The sequence below is a fragment of the Enterococcus sp. DIV1083b genome (assembly GCF_051713705.1).
GTDB lineage: Bacteria > Bacillota > Bacilli > Lactobacillales > Enterococcaceae > Enterococcus_D > Enterococcus_D casseliflavus.
In genome coordinates, this window is the sequence record NZ_JBIOQJ010000001.1 from 2,631,667 (window position 1) to 2,648,690 (window position 17,024).

The 17,024-nt window shown below is 44.1% G+C and carries 16 protein-coding genes; 6 read left to right on the top strand and 10 right to left on the bottom strand.

Going from position 1 to position 17,024, the window contains the following annotated elements; genetic code table 11:
* Positions 1-121 precede the first annotated feature (121 nt).
* From trxA to zapA, 4 genes are all read right to left on the bottom strand, one after another.
* The gene (trxA, locus tag IGI69_RS12290; protein ID WP_005228645.1) at positions 122-436 is read right to left on the bottom strand and encodes a thioredoxin; all 315 of its coding nucleotides are present in this window, start codon (positions 434-436) and stop codon (positions 122-124) included.
* Between the two features lie 96 nt (positions 437-532).
* Entirely contained in the window at positions 533-2,896 is a 2,364-nt protein-coding gene (locus IGI69_RS12295) for an endonuclease MutS2 (RefSeq protein WP_438740973.1), read from the bottom strand.
* Positions 2,897-2,974: 78 nt separating this feature from the next.
* Entirely contained in the window at positions 2,975-3,529 is a 555-nt protein-coding gene (locus IGI69_RS12300; RefSeq protein WP_005234314.1) for a CvpA family protein, read from the bottom strand.
* Positions 3,530-3,552: 23 nt separating this feature from the next.
* Positions 3,553-3,993, bottom strand: coding sequence for a cell division protein ZapA (gene zapA, locus IGI69_RS12305; protein ID WP_005228634.1), 441 nt, complete (start codon positions 3,991-3,993; stop codon positions 3,553-3,555).
* 216 nt (positions 3,994-4,209) lie between these two features.
* On the opposite strand from zapA, the gene rnhC reads away from it, so the two are divergent.
* Positions 4,210-5,136: a ribonuclease HIII gene (rnhC, locus tag IGI69_RS12310; RefSeq protein WP_005228632.1), complete on the top strand. Its 927-nt coding sequence runs from the start codon at positions 4,210-4,212 to the stop codon at positions 5,134-5,136.
* Positions 5,137-5,225: 89 nt separating this feature from the next.
* Here the strand turns inward: rnhC and IGI69_RS12315 are convergent, their stop codons facing one another.
* Positions 5,226-6,206: an ROK family protein gene (locus IGI69_RS12315; RefSeq protein WP_016608796.1), complete on the bottom strand. Its 981-nt coding sequence runs from the start codon at positions 6,204-6,206 to the stop codon at positions 5,226-5,228.
* A 161-nt stretch (positions 6,207-6,367) separates the two neighbouring features.
* Between IGI69_RS12315 and IGI69_RS12320 the strand changes: the two genes are divergently transcribed.
* Genes IGI69_RS12320 through IGI69_RS12330 form a run of 3 tightly spaced genes read left to right on the top strand, consistent with a single transcriptional unit; the run spans position 6,368 to position 8,271 of the window.
* Positions 6,368-6,760, top strand: coding sequence for a VOC family protein (locus IGI69_RS12320; protein ID WP_016619764.1), 393 nt, complete (start codon positions 6,368-6,370; stop codon positions 6,758-6,760).
* Between the two features lie 13 nt (positions 6,761-6,773).
* Positions 6,774-7,415, top strand: coding sequence for a sugar O-acetyltransferase (locus IGI69_RS12325; protein WP_438740976.1), 642 nt, complete (start codon positions 6,774-6,776; stop codon positions 7,413-7,415).
* A gap of 19 nt (positions 7,416-7,434) precedes the next feature.
* Entirely contained in the window at positions 7,435-8,271 is an 837-nt protein-coding gene (locus IGI69_RS12330) for a histidinol-phosphatase HisJ family protein (RefSeq protein WP_005228616.1), read from the top strand.
* 118 nt (positions 8,272-8,389) lie between these two features.
* Here the strand turns inward: IGI69_RS12330 and IGI69_RS12335 are convergent, their stop codons facing one another.
* The 4 genes from IGI69_RS12335 to IGI69_RS12350 all read right to left on the bottom strand — a co-directional run bounded on the left by IGI69_RS12335 (position 8,390) and on the right by IGI69_RS12350 (position 13,359).
* The gene (locus IGI69_RS12335) at positions 8,390-10,114 is read right to left on the bottom strand and encodes an ABC transporter permease/substrate binding protein (protein ID WP_005228611.1); all 1,725 of its coding nucleotides are present in this window, start codon (positions 10,112-10,114) and stop codon (positions 8,390-8,392) included.
* Positions 10,107-11,321: a quaternary amine ABC transporter ATP-binding protein gene (locus tag IGI69_RS12340; RefSeq protein WP_005228609.1), complete on the bottom strand. Its 1,215-nt coding sequence runs from the start codon at positions 11,319-11,321 to the stop codon at positions 10,107-10,109. The genes IGI69_RS12335 and IGI69_RS12340 overlap by 8 nt, the downstream gene beginning before the upstream one ends.
* A 136-nt stretch (positions 11,322-11,457) precedes the next feature.
* Positions 11,458-12,111, bottom strand: a complete 654-nt coding sequence (locus tag IGI69_RS12345) for a GntR family transcriptional regulator (protein WP_061053152.1) — start codon at positions 12,109-12,111, stop codon at positions 11,458-11,460.
* Positions 12,112-12,165: 54 nt separating this feature from the next.
* Positions 12,166-13,359: an NAD(P)-dependent oxidoreductase gene (locus IGI69_RS12350; RefSeq protein ID WP_061053153.1), complete on the bottom strand. Its 1,194-nt coding sequence runs from the start codon at positions 13,357-13,359 to the stop codon at positions 12,166-12,168.
* A 94-nt stretch (positions 13,360-13,453) separates the two neighbouring features.
* Here IGI69_RS12350 and IGI69_RS12355 point away from each other — a divergent pair, with 94 nt between their 5' ends.
* Positions 13,454-14,077: a DapH/DapD/GlmU-related protein gene (locus IGI69_RS12355; RefSeq protein WP_373192520.1), complete on the top strand. Its 624-nt coding sequence runs from the start codon at positions 13,454-13,456 to the stop codon at positions 14,075-14,077.
* A 194-nt stretch (positions 14,078-14,271) separates the two neighbouring features.
* The gene (locus IGI69_RS12360; RefSeq protein ID WP_373192521.1) at positions 14,272-15,810 is read left to right on the top strand and encodes an AMP-binding protein; all 1,539 of its coding nucleotides are present in this window, start codon (positions 14,272-14,274) and stop codon (positions 15,808-15,810) included.
* Between the two features lie 87 nt (positions 15,811-15,897).
* Here the strand turns inward: IGI69_RS12360 and menC are convergent, their stop codons facing one another.
* Positions 15,898-17,010, bottom strand: coding sequence for an o-succinylbenzoate synthase (gene menC / locus IGI69_RS12365; RefSeq protein WP_438740981.1), 1,113 nt, complete (start codon positions 17,008-17,010; stop codon positions 15,898-15,900).
* Positions 17,011-17,024: the final 14 nt, after the last annotated feature.

A 17,024-nucleotide genomic window follows, 5' to 3' on the forward strand; every position in this document is an offset into this window, starting at 1 on the left:
AGCAGTGCATGGAACAAAGAGTAGAAGTTAGAAACGTCAAAGGCATTCTTCAAAGACTTTGTCCCCAAAATAAAAAAAGCAATAGCCACTTTCGGCTATTGCTTCAAAAACGTTTCTTCTATTACATATGTTCCGCAACTAAAGCTTTCAATTGATCTTTTGTATGCACCCCAATTGCTTTATCAACGACTTGGCCGTCTTTTTTCAACAACAAAGTTGGAATAGACATGATCCCGAATGAAGCTGGTGTTTCAGGATTTTCATCCACATCCATTTTCACGATCTTCAATTCGTCTTCCTCATATTCATTCGCTAATTGTTCCAAGATCGGCGCTTGCATCCGACATGGACCACACCAAGTTGCCCAAAAATCAATAAGGACTAAGCCTTTATCGGTTTCTTCTGAAAAAGTTTTATCAGTAATTTCTTTTGCCATCGTACTTCCCCTCCATTTTTAAAACTAAAAAAAGTATACCACGTATCGGAAGTTTTTTAAAATCGTCTGCTTACAAAAGGTAAGGGGTCTTAACGATTAGTTAAACTTCACAATGGTCGCCCCATTGCCCCCTTGATTTGCTGGCGCAAATTCAAAACTTTTCACCGAGCGATGGTTTTTTAGGTAGTCAGTGATCCCTTGACGCAATGCGCCGGTTCCTTTTCCGTGGACGATCGTCACTTGCGGATAGCCTGCCAAAATCGCCGCATCCAAATATTGATCCACTTCATTGAGGGCTTCTTCGTACCGCTTACCGCGTAAATCCAACTGATTGACCACTGGACTGCTGTCAGCAGAACGAATCGTATTGACGATACGCTGTGTAGGCTCCTTCACTGGCGCTGCTGGTTGGAGATCTGTTTCTGGCAAATTCATTTTCAAAATACCGATTTGGACTTGCCATTGATTTTTGCCTGCTTTTTTCAACAAGACTCCTCGCTGCCCATAAGAAGTTACGAGCACTTCGTCTCCTTCTTTCAGTGTCTTGGCTGCCTTGGCTTTTTGCAGAACCTTGTTTTTTTGCAGATGTTCTTCTTGCTGTAGCCCTGATAACTTGGTGCGCGCGTCGATCAGCTCGTGTTCTTTGACCTTCGTTTGACCGCCGGCTAACTGCATTTTACGAATATCGGCAATGATTTTTTCAGATTCTTCTTTGGCTTCTTCAACGATCTGATTGGCTTTTTGCCGAGCTTTCGCCAATTCTTTTTCACGTTCTTCAAAGAAATAACTATAGGCTGCTTCTAGCTCTTGGTGCAAGCGGGCCGCTTCTTTTACATGATGACGGACTTCAAGATACTCGGTTTCCGTCATTTTTCTTCGATTTTCTAAATCAGCGATCATTTCATTCAGGTCTTGGCTTTCTCCATCCATGATCTCTTTGGCTTGATCAATGATCGTCTCTGGCAAGCCAAGTCTTTTCGAAATCTCAAACGCATTGCTTCGTCCTGGAACCCCGATCAACAAGCGATAGGTCGGACTTAAGGTATCAACATCAAATTCCATAGAGGCATTGATCGTATTGGATCGGTTATAGCCATAAACCTTCAATTCAGGATAATGGGTCGTCGCCATGACATAAGCCGACTTAGCCCCAAGTTCGTCCAAAATCGCAATCGCTAGTGCCGCCCCTTCTTGAGGATCGGTTCCTGCGCCTAATTCATCAAAGAGAACTAAGCTTGTCTCGTCGACTTTTTTCAACACTTCAACGATCGTCGTCATATGAGAAGAAAAGGTCGATAGACTTTGCTCAATGGATTGTTCATCCCCAATGTCCGCAAAAATCTCATTGAAGACACCCATTTGGCTTTCTTCTTCTGTCAGAATTGGTAAACCAGCTTGGCCCATGATCTGCAATAGCCCTAATGTTTTTAAGGTGATGGTTTTCCCACCCGTATTCGGCCCAGTAATGACAACGGCTTGATAGTCTTTTCCAATCGTAATATCGTTAGGAACGACTTTTTCTTGATCGATCAATGGATGACGTGCTTGCTTAAAAAAGACATGGTTGTCTTGATTGATCGCTGGTACGATTGCCTTCATCTCTTTTCCAAAACGAGCCTTGGCATTCATGAAATCCATGATCCCGATCACATACGCATTATGGAGGATCTCTCTTTGATATGGGGCTAACTCTGCTGACAATTCTGCTAGAATACGTGTAATTTCATCCCGTTCCGCAATTTGATGCTGGCGCAAACGGTTATTTTGTTCCACTACTTGTTTCGGTTCGATAAACAAGGTTTGACCAGAGGAACTTTGGTCGTGGACTACCCCGCCGAAAACACCTCGGTACTCTTGTTTGACTGGAATCACATAACGCTCATTTCGCATGGTTACGATCGTATCACTTAGATACTTTGCATTGCCACCTCGGACGATGCCATCCAATGTCTCGCGAATCGTCCGTTCTGCTCGTCGGATCGATTGCCGAATTCCACGTAGTGCTGGAGAGGCATCATCTGTGACTCGGCCATCCTCATCGATCGCTTCTTTCAAGCGTCGATTCAAGGTTGGCAAAGACACCAACTGTTCTTCCCAGTGATACAAGCGGGAAAATTCAATCTCGCTTTCAGACAAATCAGCAAAAAAGCGTTTCAATTCCTGCGTAGTTGATAAGACACGGGCAACTTGTGCCAACTCAATGCCGTTTAAATCGGCGCCAATTTCGATCCGTTTCATTTGGGGACGAATATTCTCAATCTTTGGTACAGGGATTCCGCCTCTTAAACGTTGGATCTTGATCGCGTCTTCTGTTTCTGCTAGCCAAGAGGAAATGACTTGCGCATCACTTGATGGCGCAAGCTTTGCTAAGGCTTCTTTTCCTTGGGATGTTACAATATACTGACCAATTTGACTCTTTACTTGTTCAAATCCTAAAACATCAAGGATCTTAGTATTCATTCTTTTCTCACCTGCTTTGTTTTAACTTTTTGTTCCTAAGAAAAAGGCAGAATGGCTCTGCAACCATCTGCCTGCTTTTTACCCAATCACATCTGTGATCCACAATCGATAGAAGTAATCTGAGAGAATCGGCGACCGATCAACGATGAAATTCGCAGTTCCGCTCGTTTCAAACAGATTTTGAATCGTGGCAAACGGGATCATTGAGAGAATCATGAAAAACATGTACAAATTGATATACATCAAGATGACATTCAAAACACCCGCAACTGCCCAGTCATAACCACCTAAAAAACGTAGCCGTTTGTAACGCAAACTGTCTGCAAAAATCACTAATAGTTTGGTGATCAGCCAACCAGCAAAGAGCACCATCACAAAAGCGATGGCCGCATAATAGGCTTTGTCTAAATCTAAAGCCAGTTCCATATCGTAGTATTTTAACTTTGAATCCGCCGTTACTGACATATAAGGAACATAGAGCTCAATTTTTTTCGCAATTTCTTGGTAATTCGCAACTGCAAAGAAAAAAGAGATCAAATAGCCCAAAACTGAGACCAATTGTAAACTGGTTCCGCGCCGCGCGCCGCCATAAAAGGCTGCCAACAACAAAACCAAGACAAATAATCCAATCATTTAGGAATCCTTTCTACGCCGCACTACCCATGGGCTGTCTTTTCTTGAATTTTTCGTTTCCTTTGTTCATTTAAGATCTGTTGTGCTTCCACATGATTATGGATCTCCACATCACTGCGACCTGTCTCATCGAGAACTTTCCGTGCTTCGGATTCGATCGCTTCGATCCGCTTGATGCGATTCTCAAGCTCCGTTGCTTTAATGGCTTGTCCCCGCAACTCGTCCACTTTTTTTTGTAGGACCAACAGCTGTTCTTGTTTTTTCAGCTGGTCGGAAACAGCGTTGATCGCTAATAAGATCGACGCTTGTTCTTGATCGGTTTGTGGCGATAATTGCATGATCTCAAGCAGTTGGTCATTGACCAATCTTGTCACCATATCCATGTGTTCTTTGCTTTCGCGTCCAATAATCGTGTAACTTTGATTCGCGATAACTGCTTTATAGCGTTTCTTTTGCTCCGTCATAGGAATATTTCCTCCCATTGCTTACATTCTGCTCTATTCTATCACTTATTGAACATGTGTCGCAAACTCTTAACTATTATACGTGATTTTCTTATGAATTTCCATGCCAATCGTTTGTTTGCTGATCGTCTTAGTAAAAAAGAATAAGAAGTATGGTAAAATCTTAAAGTATCCTTTTGTCTACCTAAAAAAAGACAAAAAATCAGGAGGAATCAAATGAGTACGATCGTTATCAAAGTACCAACTTCAACTATCCAAAAGATGCAGCAATTTTACCAACGAGATTTGCTAGCTAAGAAAGTTCCTTATACAGTGTTTGTCGCCAAAAAAGGGCCAACGACGATCACTGCTTATACGTCAGGAAAAGTCATGTTCCAAGGAGCGACTGCTGAAAAAGAAGCTTCCTTATGGGGCGATACGGCAAGTGCTGTACCAGATAAGAAAAAAGCGACTGTTTCATCCACTGCGTTGCCAGCAGGATTTAGCGAAAAAAGCGTCGTCGGCAGTGACGAGGTCGGTAATGGCAGTTATTTCGGTCCTTTGGTGGTCTGTGCCGTCTATGCAAAAAAAGAGCAATTACCACAGCTGAAAGCTTTAGGAGTCAAGGACTCAAAAATGCTGACAGATCCAGAGATCCGTAAGATGGCGCCGAAAATCAAAGAATTGGTTCCTTACCAATTGCTCACCGTCACGCCCAGCAAATACAACGAGATCCAACCAAAATACAACACAGTCCGAATGAAAGTTGCTTTGCATAATCAAGCCATTCGTTTGCTTTTGCAAAAGATTGCTCCTGAGACACCAGATGCCATTTTGATCGATCAGTTCACGAGCGAAAAAAATTATCGCACCTATTTAAAGTCGGAACAAGTAGCGGTCACTGAAAAGCTCTATTTTGCGACGAAAGGTGAACAATATCATTTAGCAGTAGCGGCAGCCTCTATTTTATGTCGTACAGTCTTTTTGGATGAATTAGATGCAGCCTCTAAAGAAGTCGGTTTGCGCTTGCCTTCTGGCGCCCACGCAGCTGCTGATCAAGTTGCAGCAAAATTACTGCAGCAGGGTGGCATAGCACTATTAGGCCAATATGCCAAACTGCATTTTGCGAATACCGAAAAAGCACAGAAACTCGCCAAGCTGTGAGTTCTCGTATTTTCAAAAAAACTGCCGCTACTTCTGAATAAAGGAAGCAGCGGCAGTTTTTGTCCTCAGTACCAGTTGAATGCTAGGAATCAAAGCCCTAAGCCAGCTGCTTCGATTCCCATCGTGATCAACCCAGCCAAATAATTTTCTGAAAACCGATCGGAAAAGTGTAATTTTGGCAAGACGCCATATTGAAACACTGCTGCCAGCTGCTTTTCCAAAAAGGAGCGCGACACGAGCGCCTGCCATTCAGAGGGCAAAAACAAAATGACTTGATGCGGGTCCGTCACTGCCACGATCGCTTGAAGAGTGGCAGTCACTTGTTCTGGGATCGCCTCTGTTGCCAAAGGGTAAGAAGCCGTGTAGAGATGCGGCAAATGCTTGATTTCGCCACTTAAATGGTTGGCTCCTTTAAAGAGCTGTTGGTCGATGACCAGTCCCGCACCTGGCGGATAATTTTTCGGAAAATAAATGCCAGCCACGATTTTTTTCTCTTCTTTGAAATGAAATACCGCAGCATTCACGTCATTCTCAATAAGCGTTTTTACAGCGATCTCCTTTTCAATCAATTCCCCTAGCGCCATGTCCTTAAATGCTGGAGCATCCATGATCTTCAGTCTTCCAGCAATTTCCACACCAGGAATTCCCACGACTGCCAAGCTGATTTTCGGGTATTCCTGTTTTATCTGACGAATCACTTGCAAGAACTGCGGCAATCGGCCCTCTGCTGACTGCTCATGATGCAAAATGTTCCCGACGAGATCGACGACTGAAAAACGAATCACGATCTGCTGGTCTTCTTCGATAAACTGAATGATCAACAACAGTGTCCGTTGCGCATTGTACTGGTAAGCCGCAGCTTGACGTCCTCCCGTTCGTTGCGGTTGATCCGTCGTCAAAAGCAACTGCTTTTCAATCAATTCAGGAAGCAGCTTGTTGATCGTTACCACGCTTAATTGAGAGGCATCTGCCAGTTGGCGCTTGGTCATAGGCGCTTGCTGCTGTTTTAGCAAATCCAGCAATACTGCCTGATTATGTAATTTAATGGTCGTTGGCTGATAAGCTTTCATTTTTCTCCCCCTCAACGCTCCTATTTTAACAGATAAAAAGCTGGGAATATATCTTTATTAATTTTGTTAACAAAGGTATAATAGAAGCAACTTATTAAACAAAGTTTACTAAGTTCAAAAAAAAAAACGATCTATGTTGCTTATTAAAGGAGTTGTCGATAATGAAAATTGAACACATCGCACTATATGTCAATGATTTGGAAAAAATGAGGACATTTTATGAAACCTACTTTCAAGCGGTCAGCAACCCAAAATACCATAATCCGAAAACAGGCTTTCAGTCCTATTTTTTGACCTTTGATTCTGGCAGTCGGTTAGAATTAACGACCAAGAAATTTTTAAGCCCTCGTGTCAGTGAAAGCTTAGGCTACACTCACCTTGCGATAGCAGTTGGTGATCAAGCTGACGTCGATCGGTACGCTCAACGGTTTGTTGAAGATGGCTACCCTCTTTTAAATGGTCCTCGTACAACAGGCGATGGCTATTATGAAGCAGTTGTCCAAGACCCCGAAGGCAATTTGATTGAATTAACCACCGACGATTTACCGTCTTAGAAAGGATTTTGCAATGAAAGAAGACTTTGATTATCAAGCGATGTTGGCTGGTCAATTGTATCAAGCTGCTGGCATTCTCCCTGAGAATAGTTCAGCGGAGGGAAAAAAACGGGCCCAGGAAATCAACCATTTACCAGTCGATGACCGAGAAGGAATCATCGCCAAAGAAAAAGTACTCTTTGGCAAATTTGGGCAGCATTGCTTTGTCCAGCCACCCCTTTTTGTTGATTATGGTCGCCATGTTGAGATTGGTGATCACTTTTATGCCAATATGGATTGCATTTTTTTAGATGTCAATAAGATTCTGATTGGTGATCATGTGATGGTGGGACCACGGGTCAGCTTCTATACCGCCGGTCATCCAATCGATTCTGTGGTCCGCAGTCAAGATTTGGAATTTGGTCTCCCGATCACCGTCGAAGATTACGTTTGGATCGGGGGCAATAGTACGATTTTACCAGGTGTCACGATCGGCAAACATGCCATCGTCGCTGCTGGTTCCGTCGTCACAAAAGATGTGCCGCCGAATACGATCGTCGGCGGCAATCCAGCCCGTGTGATCCGTGAGATTCAGCCGGCTGACAAAGAACATTGGGAAACTGCCGCCCAGCTCTATCATCAAAAACGAGCAGACTGGCAGAAGCAGCAAAAATAACGAAACAAAAGGAGACGCCATGATTTTTACAGACTATCACGTCCATAGTGATTACAGCGATGATTCTTGGTATTTGATGGAAGATGTAGTCAAAGACGCCATTAAACTAGGCTTAGCAGAAATCTGCTTTACCGATCATGTGGATTATGGAGTCAAAGAAGACTGGCAAGCGACGGATACGTACCTCGTCGGGGCCAATAAAGTTGTAAAAAATGTCTACTACGACTTGTATTTTAACGAACTGGCACGCTTAAAGGAAACATACAGTGACCAAATCAAGCTAAAAACTGGGCTGGAATTTGGGATACAAATGCACACGATCCCACAATTTACCCGTCTTTATCATTCGCATCCCTTTGACTTCATTTTACTTTCCGTTCATCAGGTAGACGATCAAGAATTTTGGACTGGAGAATTTCAAAAAGGACGCAGCCAACAGGAATGCTACGAGCGCTATTATGATGAAATGTATCAGCTAGTCACGACATATAAAGAGTATTCCGTCTTAGCCCATATGGATTTGATTCGTCGTTATTTAGATAAAGAGAAGGACGCTTTTGAACAAACGAAAGAACAAATAGCAGAGATCTTGAAAGTCGTGATCAAAAATGGCAAAGGCATTGAACTGAATACCTCTTCCCACCGTTACGGAATCAACGGGTATACGCCATCGATCGAGATCCTCAAGCTTTATCGTGACTTGGGGGGAAGTGTGATAACCATCGGCAGCGACAGTCATAAACCAGAGCACCTCGGGTTTCAAATCAAAGAGGGACAAGATCTTTTACGGTCATTAGGATTTACTAAGCTCTGTACGTTTGAACAGATGCAGCCGATTTTTCATCGTTTTGCTTAACCTGCACAAAAGCTCGATCTTTTGCAAAAATCATCCCCTCGTCTTTCGTTATGAACCTAAGTATTTTAAACAACAAAAAGAACGACCGCTTCAATCTGCGGTCGTTCTTTTTTAGACATCAGTTCGTCCAAGCAGCAACTTCTTCTGGGTGATTGGCTACCCAATCTTTGGCTGCATCTTCGGCTGACGTTCCGTCATTGATTGCTAACATGACTTCTTCCATGTCTTCTTGTGTCCAGTTGAAACGATCAAGTACTTCGTAGACTTCTGGCATGTCATCTGCTAATCCTTGGCGTACAACAGTGTTGATGCTTTCTGCTTCACCCATTGTTCCTTCTGGATCATCCAGATATTTCAGATCATATTTCGCAAACATCCAATGTGGAGACCAGCCAGTAATAACGATCTCATCTTGGTTCTTGATGGCTTGGCCTAATGCCACTGTCATCGCTCCTGAAGAAGAGGTAGCGACATTCCAATCGGAAAGGTTGTCATACGTTGCAACCGTATTTTCCGCTGCATTTACGACACCAGCGCCTGGTTCGATACCAGTGATGGTTTTTCCAGCTTCGTCAGAAAGGTCTGCGATGGAATCTACATCCATATAACTTGGTACAACGATCCCCAGTTTTGCCCCCTCTAAGTTAGGACCTAAGTTTTCAACTTGGTCTTGGTACTGTTCATACTGGGATTGATGCGTAGATGGCAGCCAAGCAGCGACCATCCCGTCAACTTCCCCTTTTGCCACCGATTCCCACATGATGGCATTATCCAAAGGCGTCGTATTGACTTCGTAGCCCATTTGCGACAAAACTTCTGCCACCACATGGGTAGATGCAACTTCCGTATCCCATTCGACATACGCCAAGTTCACCGTGCCTTTGCTGTCAGAAACATTTCCAAAGGCAAACGATGCTCCAATCAAAGCAACGACTGCCGCTGCAGCAATCCCGCCAAAAAGACGTTTTTGTTTGCGACTTGTCTTGCTGGCTGCTTTTTGATGTGCCGAACGATTCAAATTCTGGGTAAAGCGATCCATGATGATCGCCAAAATAACTAAGGATACCCCACTGACAAATCCGTTACCGACTTGTGCTCGTTGTAAGGCGGACAAGACGCCGCGCCCTAACCCAGGAGCACCGATCATTGACGCGATCACGACCATTGATAATGCCAGCATCGTGGTTTGGTTGACCCCAGCCAAAATAGTGCTTTTGGCTAGTGGCAATTCTAATTTGATCAGTTTTTGCCAGCCAGTCCCACCGAAGGAATCAGAGGCTTCCACCAATTCACGAGAAATTTGGCGAATCCCTAAGTTCGTCATCCGAACGGTTGGTGGTAGAGCAAAGATCACTGAGGCGAAGACCCCTGGAACCATCCCGATCCCAAAGAAAGCAACCGCAGGAATCAAATAAACGAAACCAGGCATCGTTTGCATAAAGTCTAAGATCGGCGTCACGATACTTTGCGCTTTTTCGCTTTTCGCCATTAAGATCCCTAGTGGAATCCCAATGATGATCGAAACCAAACTCGACAACAAGACCAACGTCACGGTGTTCATCAAGTCTGTCCATAACCCTTGGTTATAGATGAACAGCAACCCGACAAAAGTAAAGGCTGGCAAGCCGAATTTTTTGCGTGAAACGAAAAAGGCAGCAGCTGTCAATAAGACGATCATTAATAACGGTGGTACAAACAGTAATACATTTGTAATAGCGTCCATGATAAATTGTCCGAAAGACTGTAAGGCTGAAAACAATCCACTAAAAGTTCCTGTTAGCCAATCAGTAAAGTTTTCGACCCAATCAGCCACCGGAATCGTATGTTGTAAGAAATTATCCATTTGTCACTACCCCTTCCTCTGCTTGAGCGGCTGAATCAGTCTCAGCCAATGCTTCAATCACACTTCCGCGGATCACGACTCCGATCAAACGATCGTTTTCTACCACAGCTAAAGGTGTAGGCGAATCATAGATCAAATTGAAGATATCCGTTACCAGCATATCTTTATCGATCTTTTTAACATTTTTATCAATAACTTCCTTCAAGGTCAGATTGTTTTTCCGTGCCTCACGAGCAGACTCGGCTGTCAGGCTTCCTTTTAGGTGACGACGTTTGTCGACGGCTAACAGCATGCTGACTTCTTCTTTCCGCATCCGGTTCAATGCTACGCTTGGTCCATCGATCTCGATGTTCGTCGTCAATGCTGGGACCATGATGTTTTGCGCAGTCAAGACTTTGGAACGATCGACATCTTCCACGAAATCACGCACGTATTGGTTGGCAGGATTCGTCAAAATATCTTCTCCTGTACCGATCTGCATGATCTGACCATCTTTCATTAAAGCGATCCGGTCACCGATCCGCAAGGCCTCGTTCAAATCATGGGTGATAAAGATAATCGTTTTTTGAACATTGGCTTGCAATTCTAAAAGTTCATCTTGCATTTCACGGCGAATCAGCGGATCTAATGCTGAAAAGGCCTCATCCATCAAGAGGATCTCTGGATCATTGGCTAACGCACGGGCAAGTCCCACACGCTGTTGCATCCCTCCAGACAGCTGGTCAGGGTATTGGTCTTTAAAAGAAAGCAATCCTGAGTTTTCTAATGCTTTTTCCGCTTTCGCTGTTCGTTCTTCTTTCGAGACCCCACGGACTTCTAGTCCGTATTCTGTGTTCTCTAAAATTGTCCGATGAGGGAAAAGGCCAAAGCTTTGGAAAACCATGTTGATTTTGTGACGGCGAACTTCTCGTAGTTCCTCTTTACTCATTTTGGCAACATCCACGCCATCTATGTAAATATCTCCGCCAGACGGCTCGATCAATCGATTCAATAGTCGAATCAATGTTGACTTCCCGCTTCCAGAAAGGCCCATGATGACGAAAATCTCGCCTTCGTTGACTTCAAAGTTCACATCATAGACCCCGACGGTGGCACCCGTTTTTTCTAAAATCTCGTTTTTGCTGCGTTGTTCTTTGACCATGGCTAGAGCTTGCTGCTTTTTCTTGCCGAAGATTTTGGTTAAGTGTTCCACTTTAACTTTACTCAAATGATTAATACTCCTTTTTCTGAAAAATTTCACGAAAGTGACCATACTATCTTAACAAGATGTGGTCACTTTGTCAAAAAAAAATTTCCCAATGCTTTTTCTTTTGCAAAAAAAGCATGGGAATCAGGAAAAAGAATTACGCTGAATGGTCCGTTGGATAGAAGAAATTGGTCATGCGCTGCAACGCCAGTTCATTTCCGACAAAATAAATCGTATTGCCTGCACTGAATTTCGCATAAGGTCCTGGTGACAACAACAATTCTTCGGTTGTTTGGATTGCGATAATCGTCGCCCCTGTGGCTTGCCAAATATTCAATTCATTGATACTTTTTTCCAAATGCTGCGCTTGTTCCGTCAACTGAAGTTCAAAGGGCACAAACGGACTCATATGGTGTACCTTTTTGGTCTGCTGCACTAACATGTTCAACAAGTCAGAAAAATTATCCAGCTCTTGCTGCTGCCGCTCCACACTGTCTAAAATGTCTTGTCTGATTTCTTGGATCGACTGCACATCTTGGTATTGTTCAACAAAGGCCTGTGCTTTTTCCTTTGAAGCAATATAGGCGCCGCTGCCATGACGGACATCCATGATTTCTAAATCAACTAATACATTGATCGCTTTGCGGGCTGTTTCAGGAGAGACATTGAAATTGCTGGCTAACGTTGAGCGCGCATGGATCTTTTGCCCAACTTGGTAGCGATTTTCAACGATTCGTTCCGCGATCGCCACGGCAATCTGCTGATAACGAGGCAAAGCGACCTTCTTTTTATCTTGAAACTTATTCGTCATGATGAACTTCCTTTACTTTTTTTTCATCATAACAAGAAACATTGTTGGTGGCAACTATTCACTGGTTCGCGAATTTTTGATCAAGCGGGCACGGATGATCGCTGTTTCTTGCTGTATCTGCTTTTGTAGATCTTGCAGCAGTATTTCATTTGTCTCATCAAGGTCAATCAAGGTATATGCGACTCCGGCTTTTCTCTCACTCGCCAAATTATCGATATCTACGCCTGCTTCAGAAATGATCCGCAATAGCGGGGCAAAAGCACCAGGCTTGTCGTGATAAAACAGCGCCAAGCGATACGGTGCCAAAAAAGGCAGCTCTGCATGAGGAAAATTGACCGATTCTTGAATCGTCCCAGCGCGCAAATAGGCATGCATGCGATCAAAAACTACGTGATCCCCCTTTTCCAAGGCATTGGTAGTACTGCCGCCGATATGCGGATAACACAACACTTTCGGTTGTCCGATCAAGCCGGCACTAGGAAAGTCGGTGATGTATTGTTTGAGCTGATTTTTGGCTAGTGCTTCTAAGACGGCTGCTTCTTCCACGATCTCCCCGCGCCCAAAATTCATCAACACTGCATTTTTTTTCATCTGCTGAATCGTTTGTCGATTCAGCATGCCTTTGGTTTCCTGACTTAAAGGGAGCAAAACCACTACAAAATCTGATTCGGCCAACAGTACGTGCAAGTCACTGACTTGTTCGTAATCGTGTGCCGCTTTTTTCGTACGGGCATAGCCGAGGACTTCCATCCCTAGCTGATGACAGGCTTTTGCCACCCGTTCACCGATCTCTCCTAAGCCTAAAATACCGATGGTTTTTCCAGCTAATTCTTCGCCGATCACTTCTTTTCGCCGTTCTTCAGCTACCTTCAACACATCTTCTGCTTCAATTTGACCGGACGTTACCTCTTCTTGCAAATCGGCTACCGTCTGGATGGCTTTGAATAAGGGGCGAACGCTGAGAAATAAATTGGAGAGCACCAATTCTTTGACTGCATTGGCATTGACACCGGGACTATTGAAGACTACTGTGCCATTTTGAGTACACCGTGCCAAATCGATCGTATTGGTGCCTGTTCCTGAGCGAGCGATCACAGCTAATTCTGGTGTGATCCATTCGTTAGGAACCGTTGAACTGCGTACAAACAGCGCCTCTGGGGCCGCTTGATTTTTTAACGAGTATCCTTTTTTTATTGCTCGCTTACCTATCGTTTCGGTCATCTTATCTAACTGATAAATCGTCTCCATAAAGCAGACCTCCTTTTGTCTTTAGTGCGTATTAGTCAAATAGTACAAAAAAGTGCGGTAAAATGATAGCAATACGCAAGAGAGGATGATTTCTATGCACCTATCGATCACAAATTTTCCAGATGAACAGCCGATCGTTGGCAAAGACTCGCAGCTTCAAGACACAACTTTAGGAGACTATGTCGAAATTGGCGAAGCCAATCACATTGATCATTCTTCCATCGGCAATTATACCTATACGGGGCAATATTGCTTTATTCAGAACAGCCAATTAGGACGTTTTATCAGTATCGCAGCGATGGTCCGCATCGGCCCTACCAATCATCCCTATGAACGCCCTAGTCAGCATCTTTTTGCCTATAATGGCGAAGGCTATGGATTTGCGCCAAAGGACGAGTCCTTCTTAGAAAAACGCAAAGCAAAAACGACCGTCATTGGCAATGATGTCTGGATCGGCCACGGTGCCGTGATCCAATCTGGTTTGACCGTCGGTGATGGTGCCGTGATCGCCTCAAACGCAGTCGTAACCAAAGATGTGCCGCCTTATGCGATCGTCGGCGGGGTTCCAGCAAAAGTGATCAAATACCGCTTTGATCCAGAAACGATCACTGCTTTGCAAGAAATCGCTTGGTGGAATTGGAATCGTGCAGAATTAAAAGCACGCTATTTAGACTTTCGCCTCCCAATCAAAGATTTTGTAGCAAAATACACCCATTGATTATGCACTTTTTCCGCTTAGTACGAGGAATGAATGATAACACATCACAGTCATTCATTCTTCGAAAGTCTTTGCCCGAATGATTTTTTAGAAATAAATAAAAAACACAAAATATCTATTGTATCGAGGAATTCCTGTGCTAAAATGGAGAAATCAAATGAATTTTTTCACGAACTTTTAAAGGAGTGTTCTATTTGTCCATTTTAGACTATCGTCCATTGAATCTATACACCAATTATCGCGAAGCTGCTGAGACGTTTCCTGACACCCCCATCATCCATGATGAAGTGTTGCCAGCATTTCCTGAGCTTGGCTATCGTAGTACCTACCGTTCGAGCCATGAAATGATTTTAAAGCGTGCTTATCAACTTGCCTCACTTGGCGTGCAAGCAGGAGATAAAATCATTCTGTATAAATCTTCAAAATTCGATACGTATTTGTTAGCAACGGCTGCTTCTTACCTTGGTGCCGTTCCTGCTATGATCTCCTATCATTTTCCTGCTGAAACCATCGAAGTGTTTGTGGATCGCTTAGGAGATCCTTACATCTTATTTGATGAAGAAACCGAAGTCCGCGTCGCACAAGTGAAAAATAGCAGTACTGACAAACAGATCGCTGTTCGCCATTTGCTGCAGCAGCCAGCGGAACCAGTGGAACAAACTGAATTACCGGTGGATCAAATTTCCTATATGACCCATACTTCTGGAACGACGGGTATTCCAAAATTGATTTGTCATTCAGCAAACTCCATGGGCTGGCGGACAAAATGGCAAAAAACGATCTTCACCAAGATCGATCGCACCAAAGCTGACTCTGATTTAATTGCGTTCCATATTTCACCGGTGCACTCCCGCTTCAATATCGGTATCTCCTCCTTGATGGCGATGGGCTTCCCGATGATGCCATTAGCCAATGCCAACGGTGCTCATGTCGTAGGCATGTTAAAAGAATACCCACCGATCGCTTTGGAAACTCATCCAAACAATTTTGTCCAATGGAGCTTTGTGGCAAAAGAAAAACCAGATGCTTTTGCTAATATTCGTTACTATCACTCAACCTTTGATGCTATCAACAATCAAACAATGGCGACTTTTTTAAATACTTCAGCAACAAAAGAAGCACTCTTTTTACAAGTCTATGGCCAAAGTGAGTGCGGGCCAATGATTCTAAAAGCACATACCTTAGAAAGCATCACTACCAACGATGCCCGTGATATGGGTGTCGGTCTGGAGGACTTAACGAGAGCGCGGATCGCCGATGCCGAGGGCAACGAGCTGCCAGCCAATACCGATGGGCACATCCATTTCCTTTCAAAAGGACGCGCGTTGACCTATTATAAAGAAGATCAGCGTTTTGCTGACAATGTCTATGGCGCTTGGTGGGACAGTGGTGATTACGGCATGATGGATGATCAGGGACATCTTTACTTAAAAGACCGTCAAGTGGACTTGATCAAAAATATTGAAAGCAATCTTGCCTTGGAAGACCTTTTGCTGGATCATTTAGACTTCCTTGCCGAAGTTGTGATTGTTCGCGACAAAGAAAACTCACCACAACCAATCATTGCTTTAGCGCCAAATCGTGAAATGGATTGGGATGCTTGGTGGAAAATGGTGGAAGATCTCCCTCACCTCAATCAGCCAATTTTGCGCGAATACGAAGATATCCCACGAACAGCAACCATGAAAGTCCAACGACTACAAATTGAAAAAGAATTCAAAAACGCAGAATAACGCAAAAGAAACGGCCAGCAGATTTCCCTGCTGGCCATTTCTTTTGTTTTTACTGTTTTTTCTTTGCTGATGTTATTCTTCCGCTGATCATTTTCTTGAGTAGATACATTCTATAGGTTGCCCATATTGACTTAGCTTTGTTTCTGCTAACGTGATGCCAAAGCCCTTTCCATCAGGTACCAGCAGCTTGCCTTCATGCAAAGTTGCAGGCTGTGTAATGACATCATCATAAAAGTAACGATCAGAAGCGGAAAGATCCCCAGGAAAATGGAAAATATCTTGACTCGCAAATTGCAAATTCATGGCTCGTCCCACACCAGACTCAAACATGCCGCCTAACCAAACGAGTAGTCCATGGGTTTGACATCGATCAAGGATTCGCAAGGCTTCGGTGATCCCACCGACACGGGGGATTTTCAGGTTGATCGCACGGCAGCTGTCCAGTGCGGCGACGGTATCGACGTCTTCTGCCGTTCGAATATCCTCATCCAAACACAGAGGTGTCTTCATCTGCCGCTGCAGCTGACTGTGCCCCACCAGATCTCGTACCTTAAGGGGTTGCTCGATCATCACCAAGCCTAAGTCATCAAGTGCCAAAATGCGTTCTGGCTCACTCTGATAGGCTCCGTTTGAATCTGCCATCAAAAGCAATTCTGGAAAGGCTTGTCGAATCGCTCGCAAGGGTGCCAGATCTTGCCCCGGCTTGATTTTTAACTTGATTCGTTGATATCCTTGCGCGACATAATCGGCAACAAGAGCCATTAGTTTTTCGACAGAGTCTTGCATGCCGATACTAACGCCAACAGCGACACTCGGTCGGGTGGCGGTATACAGCTCTTTCACACTTTGATGCGTTTGCTTGCCATATAGATCCCAAATTGCTGTTTCCAAAGCCGATTTTGCCATGTAGTTTCCTTGGACCGTTTGAAACAGCTGCCAAACTTCTTGCGGATGCTCGATCTCTTGGTCAATCAATAATGGGATCAGTGCTGTTTCAATCACTTGTCGAGCAGAAAAGAGGGTTTCTTCAATGTAATCTGGCTGCTCAAAAGCGACCAATTCACCGATGCCCACCGTTCCCTCCTCTGCCGTCACCAAATAAAGATCAAAGGCTTTTTCTGTTAATTGTCCGTAACTTGTCACAAAGGGGTGTTTGAGGGGCAAGCGACAGGCGATGCGTTCAATTTTCTCAATCTTCATTGCGTTCTCTCCTT

Excerpts from the sequence above, each read along its gene's own strand:
- IGI69_RS12350 (WP_061053153.1), bottom strand. The coding sequence starts at position 13,359 with ATGGAGACGATTTATCAGTTAGATAAGATGACCGAAACGATAGGTAAG.
- rnhC (WP_005228632.1), top strand. The coding sequence starts at position 4,210 with ATGAGTACGATCGTTATCAAAGTACCAACTTCAACTATCCAAAAGATG.
- IGI69_RS12335 (WP_005228611.1), bottom strand. The coding sequence starts at position 10,114 with ATGGATAATTTCTTACAACATACGATTCCGGTGGCTGATTGGGTCGAA.
- trxA (WP_005228645.1), bottom strand. The coding sequence starts at position 436 with ATGGCAAAAGAAATTACTGATAAAACTTTTTCAGAAGAAACCGATAAA.
- IGI69_RS12315 (WP_016608796.1), bottom strand. The coding sequence starts at position 6,206 with ATGAAAGCTTATCAGCCAACGACCATTAAATTACATAATCAGGCAGTA.
- IGI69_RS12320 (WP_016619764.1), top strand. The coding sequence starts at position 6,368 with ATGAAAATTGAACACATCGCACTATATGTCAATGATTTGGAAAAAATG.
- menC (WP_438740981.1), bottom strand. The coding sequence starts at position 17,010 with ATGAAGATTGAGAAAATTGAACGCATCGCCTGTCGCTTGCCCCTCAAA.
- IGI69_RS12295 (WP_438740973.1), bottom strand. The coding sequence starts at position 2,896 with ATGAATACTAAGATCCTTGATGTTTTAGGATTTGAACAAGTAAAGAGT.
- IGI69_RS12345 (WP_061053152.1), bottom strand. The coding sequence starts at position 12,111 with ATGACGAATAAGTTTCAAGATAAAAAGAAGGTCGCTTTGCCTCGTTAT.
- IGI69_RS12355 (WP_373192520.1), top strand. The coding sequence starts at position 13,454 with ATGCACCTATCGATCACAAATTTTCCAGATGAACAGCCGATCGTTGGC.
- IGI69_RS12330 (WP_005228616.1), top strand. The coding sequence starts at position 7,435 with ATGATTTTTACAGACTATCACGTCCATAGTGATTACAGCGATGATTCT.
- IGI69_RS12325 (WP_438740976.1), top strand. The coding sequence starts at position 6,774 with ATGAAAGAAGACTTTGATTATCAAGCGATGTTGGCTGGTCAATTGTAT.
- zapA (WP_005228634.1), bottom strand. The coding sequence starts at position 3,993 with ATGACGGAGCAAAAGAAACGCTATAAAGCAGTTATCGCGAATCAAAGT.
- IGI69_RS12300 (WP_005234314.1), bottom strand. The coding sequence starts at position 3,529 with ATGATTGGATTATTTGTCTTGGTTTTGTTGTTGGCAGCCTTTTATGGC.